This window comes from Ramlibacter henchirensis, assembly GCF_004682015.1.
Taxonomy (GTDB): Bacteria; Pseudomonadota; Gammaproteobacteria; order Burkholderiales; family Burkholderiaceae_C; genus Ramlibacter; species Ramlibacter henchirensis.
On record NZ_SMLM01000002.1, the window covers coordinates 1,100,164 to 1,124,179 of the forward strand.

19 protein-coding genes are annotated in these 24,016 nt (G+C 63.4%); 7 read left to right on the forward strand and 12 right to left on the reverse strand.

From position 1 onward, the window contains the following. Positions 1-41: 41 nt before the first annotated feature. Complete coding sequence (locus tag EZ313_RS17965; RefSeq protein WP_205960427.1) at positions 42-1,325, forward strand: DUF3443 family protein; 1,284 nt, start codon at positions 42-44, stop codon at positions 1,323-1,325. A 54-nt stretch (positions 1,326-1,379) separates the two neighbouring features. Here EZ313_RS17965 and EZ313_RS17970 read toward each other — a convergent pair whose 3' ends face one another. Beyond that, positions 1,380-1,958: a hypothetical protein gene (locus EZ313_RS17970; protein ID WP_135264623.1), complete on the reverse strand. Its 579-nt coding sequence runs from the start codon at positions 1,956-1,958 to the stop codon at positions 1,380-1,382. A 134-nt stretch (positions 1,959-2,092) separates the two neighbouring features. Here EZ313_RS17970 and EZ313_RS17975 point away from each other — a divergent pair, with 134 nt between their 5' ends. The 5 genes from EZ313_RS17975 (at position 2,093) to EZ313_RS17995 (ending at position 9,779) form a co-directional block, all read left to right on the forward strand. Next, the gene (locus tag EZ313_RS17975) at positions 2,093-4,336 is read left to right on the forward strand and encodes a YjbH domain-containing protein (RefSeq protein ID WP_135264624.1); all 2,244 of its coding nucleotides are present in this window, start codon (positions 2,093-2,095) and stop codon (positions 4,334-4,336) included. A gap of 144 nt (positions 4,337-4,480) precedes the next feature. Next, complete coding sequence (locus EZ313_RS17980) at positions 4,481-5,647, forward strand: polysaccharide biosynthesis/export family protein (RefSeq protein ID WP_135264625.1); 1,167 nt, start codon at positions 4,481-4,483, stop codon at positions 5,645-5,647. Beyond that, a complete protein-coding gene (locus EZ313_RS17985; RefSeq protein ID WP_135264626.1) occupies positions 5,644-6,075 on the forward strand; it encodes a low molecular weight protein-tyrosine-phosphatase in 432 nt (143 codons plus the stop codon). The genes EZ313_RS17980 and EZ313_RS17985 overlap by 4 nt, the downstream gene beginning before the upstream one ends. 59 nt (positions 6,076-6,134) lie before the next feature. Continuing rightward, positions 6,135-8,369 carry a polysaccharide biosynthesis tyrosine autokinase gene (locus tag EZ313_RS17990; RefSeq protein WP_135264627.1) on the forward strand — a complete coding sequence of 745 codons (2,235 nt, stop codon included), beginning with the start codon at positions 6,135-6,137 and terminating at the stop codon, positions 8,367-8,369. A gap of 258 nt (positions 8,370-8,627) precedes the next feature. Further along, entirely contained in the window at positions 8,628-9,779 is a 1,152-nt protein-coding gene (locus tag EZ313_RS17995) for a hypothetical protein (protein ID WP_135264628.1), read from the forward strand. Positions 9,780-9,957: 178 nt separating this feature from the next. Here the strand turns inward: EZ313_RS17995 and EZ313_RS18000 are convergent, their stop codons facing one another. The 5 genes from EZ313_RS18000 to fcl form a co-directional block, all read right to left on the reverse strand. Next, positions 9,958-11,124: a glycosyltransferase family 2 protein gene (locus tag EZ313_RS18000; protein ID WP_240788698.1), complete on the reverse strand. Its 1,167-nt coding sequence runs from the start codon at positions 11,122-11,124 to the stop codon at positions 9,958-9,960. A gap of 428 nt (positions 11,125-11,552) precedes the next feature. After that, the gene (locus EZ313_RS18010; protein ID WP_135264631.1) at positions 11,553-12,983 is read right to left on the reverse strand and encodes a ParB N-terminal domain-containing protein; all 1,431 of its coding nucleotides are present in this window, start codon (positions 12,981-12,983) and stop codon (positions 11,553-11,555) included. Continuing rightward, positions 12,974-14,248, reverse strand: coding sequence for a lipopolysaccharide biosynthesis protein (locus EZ313_RS18015; protein WP_135264632.1), 1,275 nt, complete (start codon positions 14,246-14,248; stop codon positions 12,974-12,976). The genes EZ313_RS18010 and EZ313_RS18015 overlap by 10 nt, the downstream gene beginning before the upstream one ends. 573 nt (positions 14,249-14,821) lie before the next feature. Then, positions 14,822-15,457 (reverse strand): sugar transferase, encoded by a 636-nt coding sequence (locus tag EZ313_RS18020; protein WP_420849321.1) that lies wholly within the window; start codon positions 15,455-15,457, stop codon positions 14,822-14,824. Between the two features lie 98 nt (positions 15,458-15,555). After that, on the reverse strand, positions 15,556-16,581 hold the full coding sequence (fcl, locus tag EZ313_RS18025; RefSeq protein ID WP_135264634.1) for a GDP-L-fucose synthase: 1,026 nt from the start codon (positions 16,579-16,581) through the stop codon (positions 15,556-15,558). Between the two features lie 443 nt (positions 16,582-17,024). Between fcl and EZ313_RS23355 the strand changes: the two genes are divergently transcribed. Then, positions 17,025-17,318 carry a hypothetical protein gene (locus EZ313_RS23355; protein WP_167772647.1) on the forward strand — a complete coding sequence of 98 codons (294 nt, stop codon included), beginning with the start codon at positions 17,025-17,027 and terminating at the stop codon, positions 17,316-17,318. Between the two features lie 305 nt (positions 17,319-17,623). Here the strand turns inward: EZ313_RS23355 and EZ313_RS18030 are convergent, their stop codons facing one another. The 6 genes from EZ313_RS18030 to EZ313_RS18055 all read right to left on the reverse strand — a co-directional run. Continuing rightward, a complete protein-coding gene (locus tag EZ313_RS18030; protein WP_135264635.1) occupies positions 17,624-18,262 on the reverse strand; it encodes an SCO family protein in 639 nt (212 codons plus the stop codon). A 26-nt stretch (positions 18,263-18,288) separates the two neighbouring features. Next, entirely contained in the window at positions 18,289-20,016 is a 1,728-nt protein-coding gene (locus EZ313_RS18035) for a multicopper oxidase family protein (protein WP_240788700.1), read from the reverse strand. Positions 20,017-20,089: 73 nt separating this feature from the next. Then, positions 20,090-21,424, reverse strand: a complete 1,335-nt coding sequence (locus EZ313_RS18040; protein ID WP_135264637.1) for an HlyD family type I secretion periplasmic adaptor subunit — start codon at positions 21,422-21,424, stop codon at positions 20,090-20,092. A 22-nt stretch (positions 21,425-21,446) separates the two neighbouring features. Further along, the gene (locus EZ313_RS18045) at positions 21,447-23,129 is read right to left on the reverse strand and encodes a type I secretion system permease/ATPase (protein ID WP_135264638.1); all 1,683 of its coding nucleotides are present in this window, start codon (positions 23,127-23,129) and stop codon (positions 21,447-21,449) included. A gap of 48 nt (positions 23,130-23,177) precedes the next feature. After that, positions 23,178-23,504 (reverse strand): hypothetical protein, encoded by a 327-nt coding sequence (locus tag EZ313_RS18050; RefSeq protein WP_135264639.1) that lies wholly within the window; start codon positions 23,502-23,504, stop codon positions 23,178-23,180. Positions 23,505-23,586: 82 nt separating this feature from the next. Next, positions 23,587-24,016: calcium-binding protein (locus EZ313_RS18055; protein ID WP_135264640.1), on the reverse strand; the 430-nt coding region annotated here is incomplete at its 5' end.

A 24,016-nucleotide genomic window follows, 5' to 3' on the forward strand; every position in this document is an offset into this window, starting at 1 on the left:
ATGAGTGCGACGCAGCATCAACTCGCTGCGGCAGGAGGCCTATGGCCTGCACGCGATCGGCTATTTCGCCGCGGAAGCGCGCACCTCGTGCGCGCCCACTGGAATTCCGCCGGGCGCTTGCGATCGTGGTGCTGGCCGTCCAGGTTGCATGCGGCGGCGGAGGCGCCCAGGACGGCACTGCGACCGTGCAGCCGAGACTCGCCTCCGACACGCGGCCGCCAATAGCTGTGGGCTTGGCGCCGGCGTCGAACGTGCTGCCGATCCACCTGGACCACGGCCCCCGCGGCGAAGCATTCAACGTGCCTTTCGTGTCCGTGACGATCTGCGTTCCAGGCACGCATGAGTGCCAGACCATCGACCACGTGGTGCTCGACACCGGCTCGTCCGGCCTGCGGATCGCGGCGTCGGCGCTGCGAAAGGGCTTGGCGCTGCCTCCGGTGACCATCACCGGTGATGCAGCGGGAGCGGACGTGCCCGTGGGCCAGTGCATGCAATTCGCCAGCGGCCACACGTGGGGGTCTGTTCGGCGAGCAAACGTCCAGCTCGGCGGGCAGCAGGGCGAGGCCTTGGCCATCCAGGTGTTCGATGATTTCACCGGCCCGTACGCGACCGCCCCTGCGGCCTGCTCCAGCTCCGTTGCCCTGAGCAGGGTGCTCGACGCCAACGGCATCCTGGGCGTAGGCTTGCGCCGCCATGACTGCGGCGGCTCCTGCGAAGGCGAAACGCCGCTCCCCATCTACTTCGGGTGCGTCGAAGGCGGCTGCACGGCGACGGCGCTGGCCCGCAGCGCCCAGGTGGCGAACCCGGTCGCTGCACTGGCGGCCCACAACAACGGCGTTTCGATCCAGATGCCGGAGGTTCCGCTGGGCGGCGCCCGCAGCATCACGGGCGTGCTGGTGCTCGGGATTGCCACCGCGACCAACAACCAGCTGGGCGCCGCACGAGTGTTCGCGCCCGACGATGCGGGGTTTCTGAGGGCCACTTACAAGGGCGCCACGTATCTCTCCTTCCTGGACACCGGAACCAACAGCGTCCGGTTTCCGGACCCGGAGCTGCCCGAGTGCGGCAGTCTGTACTGCCCGGATCAGCCGACGCCGCTCTCAATCAGCGTCACCGCCGCTGAGGGCCAGCCGCAGACGATCGACTTCACCCTCGAATCACCGGCATCCCTCCGGGTAGGCACGGTCGGCGCAAGGATCGGCGGCGGCGGGCCGGCCACACCGCACGTGAACTTCGGATTGCCGTTCTTCTTCGGTCGAACGGTCCACGTGGCGATCGCGGGCGCGCCAACGCAAGCCGGGGAAGGGCCCTACTGGGCTTTCTAGCGAAAAGAAAAAGGACCCGGGATTTACCGGGCCCTTTGCTTTCCCGAGCGGAGATCAGGACCCGCCGGTCACCTGCGTCACGCTGACCGTGGTGATCTTCACGCCGTTGACCAGGATGTCGCCGTCCGACTCGATGGCAATTGTGGTGTTCACGGGCGACGAAATCGCGCCGTCGAGGCTCAGCGTGACCTGGACCGTCACCGCACTCCCCGTGGCGACCTTGTTAGCCGTGCTGAAGTCGATGGAGCAATTCGAGACCGTCGCGGTTTTGCCCAAGCCAAGCGCGTGCGTCGAGGCGAAGGTCGAGGCCGTGACGGTGAAGATGCACGAGCCGAACGTGAGGTTGCCGCTGGCGGTGTTGCCGCCGGCCGCCACATTGAACGTCGGGGCGGAGCCACCCGTGATAGTGAGATTGGTAGCGGTGCCCGTCGTGCCGAACGTCGATACGCCGTTCGCGAAGGACAGTGCCTGTCCGCTCAGGGCCTGGGCCGCAGCCGAGCCGGTCTGAGTGTTCACGGTCACCGGCTGCGCATCAGCCGCGACCAGCGTGGTCGAGTCGCCGCCACCGCCACCGCCGCACGCCACGAGGGCGGCAGCAGCCAGGCCGGCCAGCAAGTACTTCGAAATCCTCATTTCCCTCTTCCTCGTGTCTGGATTGGTTTCGGTGCGGAAGAGTACATGAGCCGTATCCGGAGGTAAATAGCACGGATGAGTTTGCAAGGACAAAAGGCGCTTGACTGTGCCGTGCCGCTAACATCGCGGCCGCCATGCGCCTGCCCTCCAAGAAGTTTTCCGCCATCGCGCTTGGCCTCCTCGCGTTGCCGGCGGCCGCCGTGGACACCACCATGACATCGGCGGGCTACACCGGCCTGGGCATCACGCCCAACGCGCACCTCCTGGGATGGGGCCGCCTTGAAGCCTCGTATGAGAGCCAGTTGCCGGGCGTCATCGCGAATCCTCGGGGCCACAACTTCGTCCTGGCATTCGGGCTTTTGCCCAACCTCGAATTCAGCGGCCGCCTGGCCACCAACACGCTGCAGGCGAGTTGCCTAGGCCGATCAGGGTGCGGTACGAGAGACCTGTCGGCTGGCGGCAAGCTGGCCATCGGGCTGGATACGGCCAACCGGTTCCGCATCGCCGCGGGTGCGACCGACGTTGGCGGCGCCGTCACGTTCTTCCGCACGTACTACGGCGTCCTCACATACAGCGAAGGTTCGCTCGAAAGCAGCGTAGGCATTGCACGCCGCAGCGGCGCCGGCATCGCGGGATCGCTATCTCCTCTCGACGGGCCGTTTGCCGCGGCCGCCTGGCAGCCGCTGCCCCTCGTTCGTGCGCACGTCGAGTACGCGGATGGCAACGCCTGGGCCGGCGTGCGCCTTTTCGCTCCCGCGCAATGGCTGCCCGAGGGCTGGTCCCTCTCCGCCGGGGCGAACGCGCGCCTCAATTCGAACAACCTGACGGAGCGGACCTGGTGGAACGCCTCGCTCTCCATCCCGCTCTACAAGGTGCCAGTGCTCCCGGGGCGCACCCAAGCGCCTTTGCCGCCGCTGCAATCCGGCCAGCAGCCCCTGCCCGCCTATGTGGCGCGCATCCCCGCACCGGTCCCGAGCCAGCCGCAGCCCGCAACACCGGCCGATCGATCTATCACGCCGCAGACTCCCCCTACGCGCTCCGCGACTTCGCCAGCACCGACGCCGCGCGCAATCCAGCCCGCGACCGAGGCCCAACTCCACGCCTTGGCCGACGCACTCGAAGCCAAGGGCCTCGATGAAATCTGGGTCGGCCGCATGGAAGACGGCACCGTGGCCGTGCGCGGCAACAACGCCAGCTACACCTGGAATTCGGCCGACGCCCTGGGTGCGGCGCTCGGCGCCGTCGCAAGCACCCTGAGCGAAACACGAACCGGCTATCGCGTCGTCCTCACCGAGCGCCAGGTGCCCATCGTGGCGGTGACCGGCCAGGCCGACTGCCTGCGCGAATGGATCGAGCAGCCCACCAACACCTGCACGGCCGGCCAGTTGTCGACGCCTGGCTCGCTGCCGCTAGAGCCCTTGCACGCAGGCGCGCAGTGGGTGGTGCAACGCCAGAAGCCAGGCTGGCAAACCGTGCGCGTGCGGGTCAGCCCGGTCCTGCGCACCACCGTCGGCACGGAGGTCGGCGCCTTCGACTACGCCATTGGCGTGAACACCGCCGCGCAGCTGCCCCTTTGGGCGGGCGCCAGCATCGACGCCGGCGTCAACGCGCCCCTGGCCGAGTCCGACGACTTCGAGCGTGGCCGGGTGTTCTTCGACCGCCGCATCCAGTCGGGCCTGGAGCGCTTTTCGTTCACCCAGACCCTGCGCGTTCCGCTGGAGCGCTGGGTGCAGCCATCGCAAGGCTTCCGCTGGAGCCCCGGCGCCCTCACCGCCCAAGGCACCGTGGGCCGCCTCGGCACCTTCTTCGACGGCGCACTGGGCGAGCTGCGCTGGGAACCGGGCGAAGGCCGGCACCGCTTCTCGGCCCAGGCCGGCGTGTTCCGGAACAACGAATTCGAAGGAGGGCGCGGGCCCCTGGGCTCGCTTCGCCGCGCCCAGCCGATGCTCGGAAGCTATCGCTACAGCGTGATGGCCACGCGCACCGACCTCGAAGCCACCGCCGGCCAGTTCATGAACAACGACCGCGGCCTGCAGCTCACGCTGCGCCAGTGGTTCACCGATGTCTCGGTCGGCGTGTACTACAAGCGCACCAGCTTTCCGGGCCAGCCCGCGCGCCAGATTGCCGGCGTCGAGCTCACGCTGGTGATCGGCCCTCGGCAGGATTGGCAGCCCTCGCCCTTCCTGCAGGTGGGCGGCACGCCGCGATTCGCGCACTCCGTCGAGACCTCGATCCGCGAAGCGCGTGGGAACCCTATCCGCAGCGGCCATGGCATGCGCCCGCCCGCGCCCGACCTGAACGACGTCTTCAACTCCGACCGCTCCGGCCTCGCCTACTTCGAGGACAACATCCGCCGCATCCGCGACGCCGCGCGCTGACGTTGCTGCACAGCCGCATGACAAAGTGCCCACTTCGCGGGGAGGGCGCGCGCTGTTTTGCAAGCACCTCGCAGCGAGCTCAACCATGCGCTAAAGTCACAGGCTGCGTGTAACAAAAAAGCACACCAAAGGACCCTAGGACCCATGCACAGAGGTGCCATCGCCGCGGCCGCCCAGCGCGCGGCGTTTTCGCTTGTGACGGCCGCCCTGCTGCACGGCTGCGCCGTGGTCACTGCGCCAGGGTTCGACTACGCGGACCCCAAGACGCGCACCAGCATCACCCTGGGCCAGTACGTCCCCGGTGACGTAAACAACCCGCCGCAAGGCGTGGTGGTGCCCATCACGCCGCAACTGTTGAACGCGCAGCAGCAGGCTCGACCGCGCGAAGTGCCGGCGGAAGTGAAACGGCTGTTCGCGGCGCCCAAGCCCTACACGATCGGCCCCAGCGACGTGATCAGCATCGTGGTCTACGACCACCCCGAGCTGCTGCCCAACGCCGGCGCCGTCATCAGCCAGCAGGCCGACCCCACCGGCATTAGCGCCGCACCCGGCTTCATCGTCGGTGCCGACGGCCAGATCTCGTTTCCCTTCATTGGCCGCGTAAAGGTCGAAGGCCTCACGGAAATCGAAGCCTCGGAGCTGGTGCGCCAGCGCCTTTCGCGCTTCATCAAGGATCCACAGATCACGGTGCGGATCAATTCGTTCCGCAGCCGACGCGCGTACGTCGATGGCGAGGTGCGCACGCCCGGCACGCAGATCTTCACGGACATTCCGATGACGTTGCCCGAGGCGATCAACCGCGCGGGCGGCATCACCGCCACGGGCGATCGGTCTTCCGTGCTCCTGACGCGGAACAACCAGACCACGCTGATCGATCTGATGCAGCTGCGTGAGCTTGGCGTCAACCCCAACCAGATCCTGCTCGAGAGCGGCGACTTGGTCACGGTGCGCCATCGTGACGAGACCAAGGTCTTCGTTGCAGGTGAGATCGCGCGCCCATCCGCGCTGCAGATGCGCAATGGCCGCCTGAGCCTCAACGAGGCGCTCGGTGAAGCCGGCGGCCCGAACCTGACCACGGCGAACACCAGCCAGATCTACGTGATCCGCAACACACCCCAAGGTGGCGCGCCGGCAGTGTTTCACCTGAATGCCGCAACCCCGACGGCGCTGGCATTGGCCGAGACCTTCCCGCTCCAAGCGCGCGACGTCGTGTACATCGATCCGGTGCCGCTGGTGAACTGGAACCGCATCATTTCGCTGATCGTTCCGACGGCGACGGCGCTGAACCAAGGCACGGCACCGCTGCGATGAACCGCATCCTGGTCCTATGCGAAGGCAACATCTGCCGCAGCCCGATGGCGCAGGCGCTGTTCGCCGCCGCCTTGCCGCAAGCGCAGGTGCGATCAGCCGGGCTCGGAGCGCTGGTCGGTATGCCCGCAGACGACGGCGCCATCCGCCTGATGCAAGACCGAGGCATCGATATCACGCCGCACCGCGCGCAGCAGGTGAGCCGCGCCTTGTGCCTCGAGGCCGACATGGTGCTGGTGATGGATGCCGACCAGAAGCAGCGCTTGGAGGCCCTGTACCCCCAGGCCCGTGGGCGCGTGTTCAAGCTGGGTGAATACACCGGCCAGGACATCCCCGACCCGTATCGCCGTGGCGACACGGCCTTCCGCGACGCGCTCGCGCGCATCGAGGAGGGCGTAGCCGAGTGGCTTCGACGAATCCGTAAGCTTTGAAACTAGGAGGCACGACGATGAATGCCCCCCATCCGCTGCACCAGCAGCTGGCCGCGACCATGCCCACCATGGCGATGGCCGCGCCGGCGGCCGCCGAGGACAACCGCGAGATCAACCTTCAGGAATACTGGGACATCGTCGTCGACAACCGTTGGTTGGTTGCAGCGGTCACCGCATTGGCGGTCGCCATCGGAGGCGCGTACGCGTTCCTGGCCAAACCAGTGTACGAGTCGAACTTGCTGATCCAGGTCGAAGACTCGACGGGCTCACCCATGAGCTTCTTGGGCGAGGCGGCGAGCCTGTTTGAGATGAAGACGGCAGCGACGGCGGAGATCGAGATCATTCGCTCGCGGATGGTGATCGGGCAGGCCGTAGACAACACGCGCCTGTACATCAGCGCCACTCCGCAGTACTTACCGCTGGTCGGGGGCTGGCTGGCGCGGCGCTCGAAGGAACTCTCAGACCCGGGCTTCGTGGGTTTCGGCGGCTATGTCACCGGTGCGGAGAAGATCAGCGTCACCTCGTTTGATGTGCCGCAGGAGCTGGAAGGCACGAGCTTCCGGCTGACCGCAAATGCAGACGGCAAGTACACGGTGACGCACCCTGACCTGGACCGAGAGCTCACGGGCGCTGTCGGCCGGCCCCTCGTGCAAGAAACCGAAATGGGTCCGATCCGGCTGCTGGTGGCATCCCTTGAGGGCAAGCCCGGCGCCGAGTTCAACCTAGTGCGCTACTCGCGCCTGGAGATGATCGAAGACCTCCAACGCAATCTGCGCCTGGCGGAGAAAGGCCGCCAGTCCGGCGTGATCGACGCGCGCCTGCAAGACTCCGACCGGAAACAGCTCACCCTGATCCTCAACGAGATCGGCGAGCAGTACGTCAAGCAGAACGTCGAACGCAAGGCAGCCGAGGCGCAGAAGACCCTGCAGTTCCTGGACGTGCAGCTGCCCCAGTTCAAGAAGCAGCTGAACGAATCCGAAGAGGCCTACAACCGCTACCGCAACCGGCAGGGCACCGTAGCCTTGGACGAAGAAGCAAAGCTGGTCCTGGCCCGCACCGTCGAACTGCAAACCAAGCTGGTCGAGTCGCAGCAGAAGCGCCGCGAAATGATCGCGCGCTTCACGCCGGAGCACCCGGCGGTGCAAACGCTCGATGCCCAGATCGCCGCGTGGGACCGCGAAATCGGCAGCTTGAACGCGCGCGTCAAAGCAATGCCGAGCGTGCAGCAGGACGCACTGCGCCTGGAGCGTGACGTCAAGGTGAACAACGAGCTGTACCAGCAGCTGCGGAACAACGCACTGCAACTGCAGCTAGTTCGCGAAGGCAAGGTCGGGAACGTGCGCCTGATCGATCCCGCAGCGACGCCGGAAGACCCCGTGAAGCCTCGTCGCGGGCTCACGCTGGTATTGGCCATGGCCCTGGGCCTGCTGGGCGGCGTGATACTTGCCCTGGCTCGCAACGCGTTCTTCCGCGGCATCCGCAATCCGCAGGAAATCGAAGCGCATACGGGCCTGAACGTCTACAGCACGATTCCGCTGAGCGAGGTGCAGAACACCATCGCTCGCCAAGTGGCCGACAAGCAGCCGGGCGTGCACGTTCTGGCCCATGCCGCGCCGCAAGATGTCGCAATCGAAAGCCTGCGCAGCCTGCGCACCGCCTTGCAGTTCGCGATGCTGGAGGCGACCAACAACCGCGTGCTGATCACCGGCGCCACGCCGGGGATCGGCAAGAGCTTCGTTTCCGCGAACCTCGCCGCGGTGCTGGCCAGTGCGGGCAAGCGCGTGCTGCTGATCGACGCCGACCTGCGCAAGGGGCACCTGAATCAATATTTCGGCATCGGGCGCGCGAGCGGCCTGTCGGAGTTGATCGCGGGCACCCTGCCGGTCGACAAGGCCCTCCGCCGCAATGTGCTGCCGCAGCTGGACTTCATGCCCACCGGCGTGCTGCCCCCCAATCCCGCGGAGCTGATGACCAGCGGCAGCTTCGCCAACCTGCTCGAAGCCTTGTCCGCGGAGTACGACCTGGTGATCGTGGACACGGCGCCGGTACTGGCCGCGGCGGACACCCTGTCAGTGGCGCCCCATGTCGGCACGCTGCTACTGGTAGCCCGCGCAGGCCAGACGCAGCTGGGCGAGTTGCACGAGAGCGCGCGACGCCTGGCGCACGCGGGCAAGCACGCGACTGGCGTGCTGTTCAATGGGATGGACCTAACGCGACGGCATTACGGAAACTATGGCTACAAGTACGGCGCCTACCGTTATCGCCAGTACAGCTACGGGGCTACTGCTAAGTAGTCCCAGCTTGCATCAGCGGGATATGTGGCCCAACCCGGCGCCGTCGCGCTTGTTCTGCCAGGCTCGTCGGGAACGACGAGAGGGAGTGTGATGCCCGCCGGTGCAGGCGGTAAACGCCCTGAGGTTGGAGGATGCCCAAAAGGCGTTCGGATCAGTGTTGTTGGACGCGAGTCATGCGGGCCGAATGCGCGGAGTCATGCTCGGGTGCAAACCGGCTCGCTGCTCTAAGCTGCCACTGAAAGCAGTCGAGGCACGCGCATGTATTCGAGTTATTCAACGCCTGAGAGAAGGGCACTTAGTGGGCCGCCGGTTCGTTCCAGCGTCGCCGTGGGTGCTGCGGCGGCGCTTGCCTTTTCTGGCGAACCGACACTGATTCTTGAGATCCTGTTCGTCGCCTTTATCGCTTGGAGAGTGCTGCGAGAACCCGCAGTCCTCCAGACGCCATTTCGAATTTTTCTGGTTTGTCTCGCGTATATAGCCGCGGGCTACTTTAGCTCGCTTCCGAGCACCTCAGCGGACCTCAAGGACTTCGCGACGATCTACAAATTTCTGTATTACCTGGCCGCACTCGCGCTAGTCTCATCTGATCATTGGATCCAGCCAAGGAGCGGAGCTTGGGGCCTCCGCCTATTCGTGTGGTTGTTCGTTATGGTTTACACGTATGAGCGCTTCGCAATAGGCGAACTGCGGCCGACTGTACTTGTTGAAAACAACTATGAACTAATTCCGCTCATCTTGGCCGCCGTGGCCCTGAACGGGAAGGGGAAGCCGCTAAGCCCGTGGGACTGGGGTGCGCTCCTCTATGTGTGCGCGATTTCCGGTTCACGTTCTTCTATGGCGGCTCTAGCTATCGGAATAACTGTACTCGTACGGCTGCAGTTTTCGGCGCGAGAGCTACTCCAGTGGACAGTACTCGCTGGTGCATTTGGTCTGCTGGTCTACGTTCTGGTTCTGAGACTCGGAGACAGGTCGATCGAAGACATTGACCGCATCATTTTCCTCAGCGCTTTCGTCGAGGAGACGAAGGACTGGGGGGTCGCTCAGTGGCTATTCGGTGCTCCGGCTATGACACCGCTGTCGCTTGGTACGTGTCGAATGCTCGCGTACTACGAAAACCTGATGAGTTATACGGGCGAGTGGAAGTGCTACTCAGTCATCCTCCACTCCTTCGTACTTCGCGTGATCTATGACCATGGCCTGCTGGGTTTTGCCCTCTCGCTGTTCGCGGTGAACTTGTTGCTCAAACGCGATTACAACGGTCGCGTGCGCGTGACGGTACTGGCCATCATCGTTGCAACAGGACTCTCAGTTTCATCTCTCAACAACGTGTACGTAGCGCTCGGGTTGATGTTTATGTTGGCGCTACGGCCGCTCCAACTCGCCGCGCGAGTGGGCTCAATTCGTCGCTAACCACTGGATTTTGCGCCCGACGCACTCCAGTTGTGGCGTAGCAGCGCCTTACTCGGTCGCTAGACAAGTTCTCCGTGCGCCGCGTCTTTAATCGCAAGGTAAGCTCATAGTTGCACGCTGAAAGTGCCAGTTGAACGACGCCACCTGGCACTACATAGCTTGGACAGTCCCCAACCGCCTAAGACGTACCTGCCAGAGGTGCACGTGCAGACGGCTGGACTAACTCACGTCCAGTCAGCTTTGAGAGCTCGCGGCAGATGTCATCCTTCGAACTCATGCCGGCAACGGCGCTCTCGAGCTCCAGAATCTTGGCTCCAACCAAAAATCTGTACCAGAAGCCCTGAAGAAAGTGATAGATCAACCCAGTTTTACCGTCCAGAAAGCCGAGCTGAAAGAGGTAACGCCAAATGAAGTATGCAAAGGCGCTGACAGTGAAGGGAATTCGGTTGTAGATGGTCTCCTTTACCCATCGCTTTAGGGCGGCTTGTCTTGAAGCGGGGGATCCAAGGCGAGCATGATCTCTTGGAAAAAGGTGGAGGCGTTGATTGAGCGCATCGAGCGCCTCGCGCGTCGCGTACTGGTTGTGCTTCTCAATGAAGAACGTTAGATCGTTTAAGTTGTGATCGGCGAATCCACCGCTGAAGGTAACGGTGTCACCGCCGCAAACGATCATATGCTCATCCATCCAACGGTCTTCAATGCGTCCATATCCGTTTCGCCAAATGCGAAGAAGCACCAGCGGATATCGACCTCCGTATCGTACCCATCGCCCCATGAAAACATGCTTTCGCTTCAAGTTAATGCCAACAGTGCTCCGGGGCAGGCGTGGGAGGCGATTTTTTATCTCATCAATGAGGTCGTCTTCAAGTACTTCGTCGGCGTCGATACGCAAGATCCAATCTTCCGTAATTTGGTGATTGTCCAGCGCCCACTGAAACTGCTTTGAGTAATTCACAAACCGGTTTTGCAGAATAGCCGCACCTAGTTTTTGCGCGATTTCCACCGTTCTGTCGGAAGAGTAGGAGTCAACCACGTACACCCTCGCGCCGAGCTTTCGAAGGAGCAGTAGCACCCGCTCAAGGTGAATTTCCTCGTTCCGCGTCAGCAAAACTGCCGCCAGACTAAGTGCCACGGTAAATCTTCCTCTCACGAACCTTTTTGGCAGGATTGCCGACATAGACACTATGGCTTTCAGCGGTGCCACAAAGAACGGTACGTGCTCCCAACACTGCACCATCATTGACGTGCGAACCAGGCCCAACGAAAGCCTCAGCTGCAATCCAAACATCGGAGCCAATAACAATCGGCCTCGTAACGAGCCGGAACCCGTGGTCCTCAATGTCATGGCTTCCTCCACATAGATGCACACCTTGTGAAACCACGGACCGCGCGCCAATGGCGATCCGATCCATGCTGTAGCAATTCACACGAGGACCTAAGCAGGAGTACGCGGCCATTTCCAAGTTAGGCGGATACCAGATCTGCACTGAGGAATAGATCTTGGCCTGCCAGCTAATCCGCGCACCGAACAAGCGAAGAAGCCAGACCCGCCACAAGTTGGCCTGCGGCGGCGTCCACGATGCCGCAAGTAGCCAGACTAGCTTCCAGATCAGCCTAAACGCCCGGTGACTCCAAGGATATGTCGGGGCCCCAGTTATCGTTGTCGCGTTCATTGGTAGGGAGTAATAGACCAGTTTTCAAGGGCGCCCGCGCCGCTAGGGGAACGCATGGAAGAGTCAGCGTGCAAAAGCGCCTCTTCTAAAAAAAGAGGCCTCACATGTGCGCACGCCTAGCGAGCATTGTGAGCCTGCGCAAGTTGAACCTAGCCCACAGCAGATAAAACTTCACTCGCCCTTTCACGTGAGCAGCAGTTAGCGTTGGTCGTATGCGCGGCTTGATCTGATCATTCTCCAGCGTCTTTAGCAGGTCCAAGTCCCGCAAGTCCTTCTGCTCTCGTCGCTGCGCCTTGATCCTCTTCAAATGCTCGGCAGCCAGAAATTTGTGCCCGCCGAACCAGAAATGACAATCAGGATTGCAGATGATTTCAGTCGCGCTAAGCCCAAAATGCTCGAGTTCGCCGTCGTGGTGATCAATTTCCTTGAATCCAGTTGGGCTCACTTGAGCAAGAGAAACGAAGTCGAGGTCGCGGGCTTCTCTGACGCCGTATGCAGAAAGCACAGAACTGCCGAGCAGACAGAAGTCGTTCGGGGAATAAGCGTTTCGGGCCAAGTATGCATTGAAATGATTCGTCAGCGTTGTGAACCAGCTGTAATCCTCAGGAACGCTGTTGTTCAGGTAATGCAAACCAGCCTTCGTAAGCAATAATCGGCAAAGATCTACCGCCTCATTAGCAGTGTCGGTAATATGCACCGAGTTCTTTTCTATTGCGAATAAGTCACGGATTTCTTCCTTCAGCCCGAGCCAATTCGAACTCCCCGTTGCAAGAAAGATTCGGAGGTCACCATCTGAAGGGAAGCACCAAGATGCCTTGTTCTTTACACCTATAAAGTCATCTGCCGAACTGCCCAGCCATGCCTCTCCTCTATACGCTTCTCTGACGATATTCAGCCTCCCTAAACGGCTCAGTCTTAGTTTCCTGGAGAAGACAACGTCGCAGTACTTATTGAGTATCCTCTGTAGAGAGGCCTCCTCACCGCGGGCAGCAGGCCATACCAAGATTAGTCGAGACGACGAATCGAGTTCGGCGTACTTTGCCGCACAGGTGGCGAGCACATGTTCACGCATACCCCGACAACTCAGCGCTGCGGCGCTGAGATCATGCGGCGGGGCAGAAGAAACACTGATCGTAGGCACCGGCTTACGCAGTGCGATTGCTGCGGCCACTCGGTGAGCTCCGTCCAGAATCCGTCCTGAAGATGTGACGGGCACTGCATTCCTCGCATCGAAACCGTTGCGACGCATGCTATCGATCAGTGCGTCGAATGCGAACAGAAACTGGTCTGCACCAATCTTCTCAGATTCATCGGCCTCTACAAAGCCGTTCAGCGCTTCTATGTGTGCCAGATAGAGATCACGGGCCCATTTTGAGTTTCTCGAGCCGAGCCGATCCTCTGCATAGATCACTTTAGGGATCAGATCAAAGCGGCAAAAGGTGAGCAAACTCAGAGGCTCGCGCAGGACGACGTTCAGGTCGTCTAACCCCTGCGCGTACGCAGCGACGTTTCGGTTTAGCTTCAATTCCATGCCTTAACTTTCAAGCTCTGATATAGCGCTATTGCCGATGAGAAGACCAGGACGATTACTGCGTTCACCATCAAAGCCGGAACATACTTCATGGTGGGCAGGCCTATGGCGAGCACGGAGATCACGGAAACGATCGTTGCGACAAGGTTCGCCAACAACCAATGCTTCGCCGTTCCCGCTGCCCTGAGCCCCGCTCGAATCGCCATTGCGGCAAATATCCCCAGCTGCGCGGCAACAAACAAGCCGACCACGGTCGTGGCTTCGTCGAATCCAACGCCGTAAATTCTACGGATTAATGAGTCGGCGTAAACAGTCGCAGCGATGCCAGGGACGGCTAGGATGGCAAGCCCCACGCCGAGTACTCGAAGCAGATATCTGCTCAAAGCGGCCTTGCCTTGAGTGATGGCTTCGCTTGCCCGCGTGGGGACCACGTTCTCACAAAGCTGAATGATTGGACTTGCAAGATTTGTCAGGGCTTGGCACATGCGTAGACGGCCCACGTCGGCAGCAGGCAGCATCACGGAAGCGGCAGCCATGAAGAAGTTCATTGATCCCCATTGAAGAAGGCCTGACGGAAGTAGCGTCGATGCCATAGCCTTGTTCCGTCCCCACGCGGCGAAACCCACCTTCAACAACCGCCCGCCTGGGTACCCTTGGAATCGAACTACGAAGACACTAAGCAGGCAAGAACCCGCGATGATTGCCAAGGAGACCTGAACGTTTCTCACAGCCATCACGGATGCCGCAACGAAAGCGGCCGCGCGGACAGCGTACGACACCGTATCAATCTTCAGCAGCTCCTTCACATCTCGCCTCAAGATTGACACTCGCCGCACGAGCTCGTGGGCCTGCACCGCTACGGCACACACGCCCGTCCACGCGACCACTGAGCCGAATCCTGCACCGGAAAAAAAGAACGCGCCGATCGCAGCAACTGCGAAGCCCAAAAGAGTGAACGCGCCTATCAAGATGAACAAGGCCATGTTCTCGATCAGGTAAGTCTCTCTAGCGTATTTTTCTAGCCAAGGATAGGTCGTCATCATCGGAAATGTGATTACCGAGGAAAAGACAGTGCCAGCGAAAAGCACGACGAGCCAACATATGGTGAACACGCCAAAGTCGGTTGACGTAAGGTCGCGCGCCAAGTACACAAGCGTCAGGAAGCTTCCTCCACTCACCAACGCCTGATCTGCGGCTAAGAGGACACCGGCACGGTGGTTGGAATTCACCCGCGCACCCAAATTGTTCTGAGGCAACGATTGCATGGCGCCAAATTAGGAACGTTCGGTGTTTCCCACTTCAGTCGCACCTAGGAAAGTGATTCCAGAATCATGGCGTCCATAAGATCTGGAGCATTCACTTGAGCAACGAGCGCCTGGAATTCACCAAATCGTCCGCGCGCATTGCGCCTTGTGTGGGAATGAACACTGCTCCGATTTGACTGATTCACTTCTCGCTCGGGCTACGCTTGGTAGCTACTCAATCACCCCGACCGAACGTAGCGCCGATCACGCGCATCACGTCCCGTCCTCTCAAAGCCGGGGCGCGGTTGCCGCGGACGGCACTGCTACTTAGGCCTCGGCCACGGGCGACCGCGTTTTTGGTTTGCGTCACGCTGGTTGCTTGAATGAGGTTAATGGGCCTGGGCACCCGCACCGGAGGCGCGTGTTGGCACATGGTCCTCATAGCACTGCTGCAGCCCGCGGGGGCAGAGCGCAGCTGGCTTTGGACCCAGATCGCGCAGCAGCGAGATGTCGATCAGCTTGCGTGGCGCGCCACGGCGCGTTCCAGTTTGTTCATCGGCTTGGTACTGCTGCCAGACGCAGATGCGTTCTGGGCTACTGCGAACCGTCACCTGTCAGGACGACAATGAAGGTGCGCAGGAGGATCTTCACGTCAAGGAATGGCGACCATCGCTCGACGTAATCGGTATCAAGCGCGACGCGCTGCTGGTACGTCAGCCTGTTTCGGCCACTCACCTGCCACAGGCCGGTCATGCCAGGCCGCACCGCGCAGTAAGACACCCAATGCCGGCCATAGAGCGCTCGCTGGTCGGCCATGCAGGGACGAGGGCCCACCAAGCTCATGTCGCCCTTCAGCACGTTCCAGAGCTGCGGAAGTTCGTCTAGGCTGCTCCGCCGGATGAAGCGGCCGAACGGCGTGATGCGAGGGTCGTCGTCGAGCTTTTGGAATTCCTCCCAGCGCGACTTTGCGCCAGGGTTGCTCTCCAGGAAGCTGGTCAGGAACTCGTCGGAGTTCGTCACCATTGACCTGAATTTGTAGAAGCGGAACATCTTTCCACGCATGCCTACCCGCTGCTGGTTATACAGGATCGGCCCCCGGGAAGAGCGCCACACGCCGAACGCGACGAAGGCGAACAACGGCAACAAGACCAGCAGCAGGCCGCCGGCAAACACCAAGTCGAACGCCCGCTTCGAAACCGCGGCAAGCCGCTGCAGTTCGGGCAAGGGCACGTCGCCTCGGAACTCCGCCTCCCTAGCCCCAGCAGCCCTGGTCTCGCCGATTCCGTCCGTCCTATACATGTTGCGCTTCCTCGATCACCTGCTTTCAGTCAATCAAGGGTGGCCTCGACCTGCTGCTGCGACATAAAGTCGCAGTACGCAATTTCCAGACCTCGCTGCAAGTCCACGGCGGGCGTCCAACCCAGCTTGCGCAGAAGGGCGCTGTCCATCAGCTTTCGTGGCGCGCCGTCAGGTTTGTCGGTGTCGAACTCGATGCGCCCTTCGTAGCCCACCGTCTTCTTCACCAGCATCGCCAGTTCGCCGATCGCTATATCGCAACCAGAACCTACGTTGATGTGCGCTTGCTGCGGTTTCGTTTGCGCCTGGTAGTCGCGCTTGTTCAGGCCCATGACGTGCAGGCACGCCGCGGCCATGTCGTCGACGTACAGGAACTCTCGTTTCGGCATGCCCGTCCCCCAGATCACGACTGAGGCAGCGCCGGCCAGCTTGGCCTCATGGAACCGGCGGATCAGCGCGGGCACCACGTGGCTGTTGGTCGGGTGGTAGTTGTCGCCGGGCCCGTACAGGTTGGTCGGCATGACGCTGCGGTAGTCCGTGCCGTGGCTCTCGCCGTACTGGCGGTTGTAGCTCTCGCACATCTTGATGCCGGCGATCTTGGCGACGGCGTAGGGCTCGTTCGTTGGCTCCAGAACGCCGGTGAGCAGCGCGTCTTCCGCCATGGGCTGCGGCGCCAGGCGCGGGTAGATGCAGCTGCTGCCCAGGAAGAGCAGCTTGCGCACGCCGTGCTCGTGAGCAGCGTGGATCACGTTGGCCTGCACCATCAGGTTGTCGTAGATGAACTCGGCCGGATACGTGTTGTTGGCGTGGATACCGCCCACCTTTGCCGCCGCCAGGTACACCTGCTCGGGCTTTTCGATGGTGAAGAACCGGTTCACCGCCGCCTGGTTCGTGAGGTCCAGCTCCGCGTGCGTGCGCCCGACGATCCGGCGATACCCGCGCGCCTTGAGCTGGCGCACGATCGCGCTGCCCACCATGCCGCGGTGGCCGGCCACGTAGATCTTTGAGTCGAGGTCAAAAGGCTCGTTGGCCCATTGAAGGCTTGGCTTGGCTGACATGACGGCATTCCCTCCTGCTACTGCTTCGATCGGTATTGGTCTTGATTCCGGCAGCGCGCCGAACCCCTTGCAGGGCGCGGAGCGCCCACACTTTGCGCAGCGGAGCCGCCGCATCGGATGCAGGCTGAACAGTTCCTTTGAGCACTTCCGGGTTACACGACTTTATTGAAGCAGCTCATCCTATTAGCAACGAACTGTTTCAGCAATCCGCCCAAAGTTCTAGCCGCCCGTTCCGACAACAAAGCACGGTGACCCGGCAGTGCCACTCCAACCTGCAGCGGACGCGATCAGCTGGACGATTCCGTGCAGCAATCGCCGGCGGTGAGTCAGCGTAGCGACGGCCTGCCGCACTTTTCAGGCGATCGCGCAAGAACCAAGGACGCGCTGAATGTCCGAATCTTTCGGATAAGCACCCGAAAATCGCCGTAGGTGAATGGAACTACGTGGGCCTTTCGAACGCCGGCCTGTTGTCCACCCACAACAAGTGCTACAGCCTGACCGAACCAAGGGAGCACTTCCTGGCCCATGGGCGGCATCGCTCCGAGGCCGCGAAGCCCTCCTACGCGTCGGCTGAGTACATCATCGCGGCGATGCCGACGGACTACGACCTACGAACAGTTCGTAAGGTCGAGGCCGCCCTGCGCAGTCCAGAAGGTGAAATTCCGCGCGTCCTCCATCCAGGGCGTGATGAAGCGGATCAAGGCCAAAGGCGAGGATTGTCTACGAGCCTGCGCTGAAGGATCACCTGTTCTTCAATTCGCGCACGCGCGACTTATGCGGGCTGAATTCGTGAGGAGCCGGATCGAATGAGGTCGACCAAAGGCTCTAGCGAGGTGGCGCATTCGGACCGGTGAACGCAGTTCAGACCATAGTCGCTCGAGCTCCGGGCGCGCCAGGTGGCTCCTGCCCTGACGTAGCCGGTTCTTGCACAGGCGCACTCGGAGTCTGCCATCGCCCCACCGCTGTTCGTAGTACGCGTCCATGGCGTCGCTTGCAACAGTCCTCGCGCAGCATCACGCGCACTTCAGCCCTGCGACCATGTTCATGCGTTCGGTCGCGTCGCCTTGCGATCCACATGCAAGATCGACGACACGATCTGCCGCGGATCGGCCAGCGCCGGCGCCATGCCCCACCGCCGATATGGATCGTTCCCGATGCGAACCATCCCCACGTGCCGCCCCTCCTCCCTGTCGACTTTCGGGTCGGGGTCGTAGAAGCCAAGGGCAAAGCGCAGCTGCTCGATGTCCTCGGCCGAGCCCGTCAGGAACAGCCACCCAGGCTGCACCGCATGCGACCTGGCGTAGGCGGCCAGGTCGAGCGGCGCGTCCTGTTCCGGCCTCAGCGTGATCGAGTACATGAAGATGTCCTTGCCCACCCGGTCGCCCAGCATCTGCTGTACCCGCAGCAGGTTGTGCGTGGTCGGCGGGCAGGTGTTGGTGCACCCCGCGTACATCATGTTGATCACCACGAGCTTGTCGCGCAGCAGGTCGTCGTAGAAGCGCACCGTCTTGCCGGTGTGCGTCTTGAGGGCGACGTTCGGGATGCCGTCCGGGTTGCCGCGGGTGGCGGGCTGGGCAGCGGCGCGATCCTTTTCCGGGCCGGGCCGGCCCAGCATGCCCAAGCCCAGGCCGAACAGGGCGGCGGCGCCAGCGCCGGCCAGTCCGAGTCTTCGTGCGTTCATGTGCATCTCCTTGCGGGCCGCGGGGCTCACACGATGTCCCAGCGGAGCATCATGGAGTGGTCCTCGTGCGTGAGGTTGTGGCAGTGCATCGGGTACTTGCCCGTGAAGTCGCGGAAGCGGAACAGGACGCGCACTGTCATGTTCTCGCCGACGTTGAAGACGTCCTTGCGCCCGCGCTCGTTGGGTGGGATCGGAACGGCCGTGCCATTGACGGACTTGCTCAGGATCCGCCCTTCCTCGAAGTGCATGTGAATCGGGTGCTGCCAGCCGTCGTTGGCGTTGAAGAACTCCCAGATCTCGGCGCTGCCCTTGGGGACGGTCACGTCCGGCGTGAACACGTTGAAGAAGCGCGCGTTGATGGCCCACATGCCGCCCGAGCGCTCGAAGTTGAAGCGGCGCACCGGCAGCGTCGCGAGTTCCGCTTCGCTGGGCAAGGGACGCAGCGGACGCAGCACGCTGGGCACCCGGCTCATGTCGGGTTCCGGGGGGTTGCGGTCGACCACGAGCTTGAGGATGCGGGTGCCGGGCGCCTGCACGCGATCGGGCCGCCGGGTGCTCGTCTGCGTCAGCGTGTTGACCAGGTACAGCTCGGTGCCGAGCGGGAATTTCGCGAAGTCGATCACGATGTCGGCCCGCTCGGCCGGCGCCATCCGCACGTTGTACTGGTGCAGCAGCGGGTTGGGCAACAGGTTGCCGTCGTTGGCGATGTTGGTGAAGCCGTAGATCGCGTTGGCGGATCGGTTCTGCAGCACCAGTTCGTAGTAGCGCGTCGGCCCGGCGTTCAGGAGGCGGAACCGGTACTTGCGCCGGGCGACACGCAGCACGGGCTCGATCTTCCCGTTCACCACGATCTTGTCGCCCAGCACGCCCTCGGGATCGAGCTGGTTGAACGTCAGCTGGCCGTTGACGTCGAAGCGACGGTCGGAGATCGTCAGCGGATAGTCGTACGGGCCGCTGGGCAGCCGCAGGCCGGTGAGCTCGTCCCCGGTGTCGAGGTCGTCGAAGATGTTGTAGCGGCCCACGAGGCCGCGCAGCACGTTCGGCGCGGTCACGCCCTCGGTGTGGTCGTGGTAGAAGAGCGAGCCCAGCGCTTCGCGCGGGTCGCCGATGCCGCCGAATTCATCGAAGCCGGCATAGAGGTTGGGGTAGAAGTGGTCGCGGAAGCTCCCCCGCGACGACAGGGTCGGGCCGCTTACCGTGCCGCTGTAGAAGTCGCCGGGAAAGCCGTCGCTCGCCGACGGCGTGTGCATGTTGTGCAGGTGGATGTTGATCTCGGGCGAACCGAAGCCGGTGTGCAGCGCCGGCAGGCCGTTGTGGATGCGGCAGATGATCGGCTTGCCGTAGCGCGCATGGATCGTCGGCCCCGGGGAGACCGCGCCCGGCGTGTTGATGCCTTCGAAACCCCAGATCGGCTGCGGCGGGTAGTAGGCGTTGTCCCCGTTGAAGCGCCAGGAGGAGTTCTGCTTGACGGCCATCTCGTAGAACAGCGGCGCGCCCGCCGCGACGCCGCCCGGCCCGCACAGTTCGTCGTAGCGCTGGTGCGGGTCCCGGCCGCACTCGCCGCCGGCGATGTTGGCGGCCAGCGTCGGGTAAGGATTGGCCGGCGCAGCGACTGGAGCGAGTGGGGTGTCCTGCAGGGGCAGCTCCTCGACCCAAGGCGTCGTGGGTGGACTCGGCGGAAGCCCGACGGGAACCTGCGCCCCGGCCTTGTGCGTGGTCAGCACCATAGGCGCCGCCGCAAGCGAGGCCTTCAACACGGCGCGCCGTGAGACTTTGCTGGGTTGTTTTTTGTGTTCCATCGCTGTCCTCGTTTCGTAAGGGTTCGTCTCACATCTGCCGACCGGCCCTGCGCAGCGTGGTCGTGATCGGTTCGGCCAGGTACTGCAGCGCGGTCTGCTGGGAGCCCTCGATGTAGACCTCCGCGGGCATGCCGGCCTGCAGCTTGAAGTCGCCGATCGCGGCAAGCGCCTTGGGATCGGCCAGCACCAGCGCGGAGTAGTACGGAATGCCGGTCTGGCGTTCGACCAGCCGGTCGCCCGACACGTAGGTGACCTTGCCCTCCACCATCATGGTGTTGCGGTACTTGAAGGCGGTGAACTTCACGCGGGCGCGCTGGCCCAGGTGCACGTTGGAGATGTCTTCGGGCCGCACGCGCGCTTCCACCATCAGCGGCGTGCCGCTCGGCACGATGTCGGCGATGGCTTCGCCCGGGCCCACCACGGCGCCGGCGGACGTGAACTTCAGGTCAATGATCTCGCCGCTGGCCGGCGCCACGACGACTTGCCGCTTCGCCGCATCCTCGGACTTGCGCTGCTCCTGCTCGACTTCGGAGAGACGCTGCGCCGTCACCTTCAGCTGGTCGCTCGCCGCCTTGACGTACTCGTTGCGCGTGGACTGGATCTTCAGGTCAATCTCCGCCAGCCGCTGGTCGGCGCGCGCGAGCTCGGTGCGGCGCTCTTCCATCTTGGCCGCGTAGTCCATCACCGTGGCTTCCAGCTGCGAGATGCGGCTGGACGAGATGAAGCCCTCGCGGATCAGGCCGCGGTTGTTCTCGAGGTCGCGGCGCTGCAGGTCCAGCGACTTCTGCGCCTGCTCGATCTGGGCCTTCACCGCAGCGATCTCCTGCTCGACGCGTTCGCGCTGCGTGCGCATCAGCGCGGTGCCGCTGTCCAGCGAGTGGCGCTGCGCCTTGAAGAGGGCGATCTCCTTGGTCAACGCCTCCTCGATGCGCGAGTCCAGCCTGGCCGCCTGCAGCAGGTCTTCAGGAAAGCGCAGTTCCGGCGCCAGCCTCTGCTCGGCCTCCAGGCGCGCCAGGGCGGCGCGCTCGACCTGCACTCGGTAGTCCAGGCGGTTGCGGTCCGCATCCACCCGCACGTCGCCCAGGATCAGGACCGGCTCGCCGGCTTTCACGTGCTGGCCATCGCGCACCAGCACCTCGCGCACCGTGCCGCCTTCGAGGTGCTGCACCGGCCGCCGGTTGAGATCGACCTTCACCACGGCCGGGGCGACCACCGCCATCGACAGCGGCGCGAAGCCCATCCACAACGCGATGGGCAGCACCGCCCCCACCAGAATCCAGCCGCCGATGCGCACGAGGCGCCCCGCCTCGCGCTGGGTGTTGTGCGAAGCGGTTCCCGCTTCCGGGGCCATTGCGATGTTCATGTCCGTCCTCCTCGATGCGCCTTCAGGCGGCCTTGCGTTCCACGATCGCCTGGTTCTGGCGCTGCATTTCCTTCATCACTTCGCCGGCGGGGCCGAACTGCTGGATGCGACCGCCTGCCAGCACCATGATCTTGTCGACGTGTGCGATGAGCGAAGGCCGGTGGGTGACCACCACCGTCGTCACGCCCGATTCGCGCAGCGCTCCCATCGCATGGGCGAGCGCGGCTTCGCCGGCGCCGTCCAGGTTGGAGTTGGGTTCGTCCAGCACCACCAGTTGCGGATTGCCGTAGAGCGCGCGGGCGAGCGCGACGCGCTGACGCTGGCCGGGAGAAAGCCGCGTGCCCCGCTCCCCGATCTGCGTGTCGTACCCCTGCGGGAGCGTGAGGATCATCTCGTGGGCATTGGCCCGCATGCCGGCCGCGACCACCGCTTCCGAGTCGAGGTTTCCGAGGCGAGCGATGTTGTCGGCCACGGTGCCGTCGAACAGCTCGATGTCCTGCGGCACGTAGCCGATGTGGGGCCCAAGTTCCTCGCGAGGCCAGTAGGCGATGTCGGCGCCATCGAGCCGCACGCGGCCGCTGCTGGGCGCCCACACGCCCGTCAGCAGTCGTGCCAGCGTGGACTTGCCGGCCGCACTCGGGCCGACGATGGCCAGGGCCTCACCCGCCTTCATCGAGAAGGTGATGGCCGAGAGCACGTTGGTGTCCGAGCCCGGCATCCGGAACGACACGTTCTCGGCGCTCAGCCGCCCTTCGGGCCGGGGCAAGGCGACGCGCTGTTCGCCGCGGTCGAACTCCTTGGACAGTTCGGTCAGGCGCGCGTAGGCGGCGCGCGCTTCGGTCAAGACCCGCCAGCTACCCACCAGCTGCTCCACCGGCTGCACCGCTTTGCCCAGCAGGATGCTGGTGGCGATCATGATGCCGGGCGAGGCCTCCTGCGACAGCACCAGCCAGGCGCCCAGTGCCAGCATCAGGATCTGGATCGCCTGGCGCACCGTCTTGGTTGCAACGGTGAAGCTCGCGGAGGTGCGGCTGGCGCTGGCCTGCACCGTGGCGATCTGGTTCTGCAGACCGCGCCAACGCGCCAGCAGGCGCTGGGTCATGCCCAGGGCCTGCAGCACTTCGGCGTTGCGCAGTGAGCTCTCGACGTAATGCGAGGCCCGCCGGCCTTCCTTTTGCAGGCTCTCCAGCGACTGGCGGCTCAGGCGGTCGTTGAGCCAAGCCAGGCCGAGCATCAGCACCGCCGACAGCGCGGCTCCGATCCCCAGGTAGGGATGGAACATCCAGATCACCATCACGTACACGGCCACCCAGGGCGTGTCGAAAACGGCGATCAGGCCATTGGCCGAGAACATCGCCCGCAGCGACGCGACGTCCCGCACGCCGTCGGCGCGCGCGCCCGACGGCCCCCGAGCCGAGCGCACCACGATGGCATTCACCACGGGCGGCGACAGCCGTTCGTCCAGCAGGTTGCCGATGACGTTCTGCAGGCGCGTGCGGACATAGTCCAGCAGCATCAGGATCAACAGCGCCACGCCGGTGCCCGCGAGCAGCACCAGCAACGTCTCGTGGCTGTTCGTCGAAATCACCCGGTCAAACACCTGCAGCGTGAAGAACGCCGGCACCAGGAACAGGAGGTTGATGACGAACGAAAACGCCGCGATGGCGCCCATGAGGGGGCGCAGTTCGGAGAGCAGAGGTTTCATGGGGGCTCGCTGGTTGACCGGACTGGCGCTGCTGGATTTCTGCTGCTACTACTGGAGCGTCGGGCGGGGCTCCGCCGGCGTCTCGGTGGTGGGCGGCTCCAGCTCCTTCACGCGGCGGCGCAGCCTGTCGATCGTCAGCAGCTGCTCCGCATAGGCGCGCGTGAGCTGCTGCGTGATGTCGACCAGGCCGTCGATCGCGAGCGACAGTTCGTCCTTCTTGGTTTTCACCAGCTTCATGCGGCCCATGACGACCGCAGCGACCTCGCGCGGATCGGAGATCGGGCGAAGTGCGGGCTTCTTGTCGGCCGGTTTGCCCGGCTCGGTGCTCACAGCCGCGGTTTGGGTCACTTCGGTGGGGTTGGTTTGCTCGCTCATGTCAGTTTCTCCTTCCGGTTTGGGGTGTGCCCCGCCTCCATGGGCCGGCCGTGGCCGGTCCATGGAAGCGTGGTTCTTGCGGTCAGGCCAGGATGAAGTCGGCCTGGGTGATGACGTTGGTGCCGGTGCCGTCGACGCCGAGCAGGGTGATGGAATCGGTGCCGATCGTGACGACGGTCCCGACGCCTTCGACGACGGCGATGCCGACGTCGCCGAAGTTCTCGGCGGCTATGCCCAGTGCGCTGATGTCGATCCGGTCCTGCCCGCCGGCGACGTCGGCGTCGAAGTCGACGACCTGGTCCTGTCCGAAGGACGGGTGGAACACGAAGGTGTCCACGCCCGCGCCGCCGGTGAGCAGGTCGTCGCCGACACTGCCGTTCAGGACGTCGTTGCCGCTGCCGCCGAGGAGCGTGTCGTTGCCGGCGCCACCGTTCAGCGTGTCATGACCGCCCAACCCGGAGAGCACGTCGTCACCTGCGCCTCCGGTGATGACGTTGGACGCGTTGTTGCCA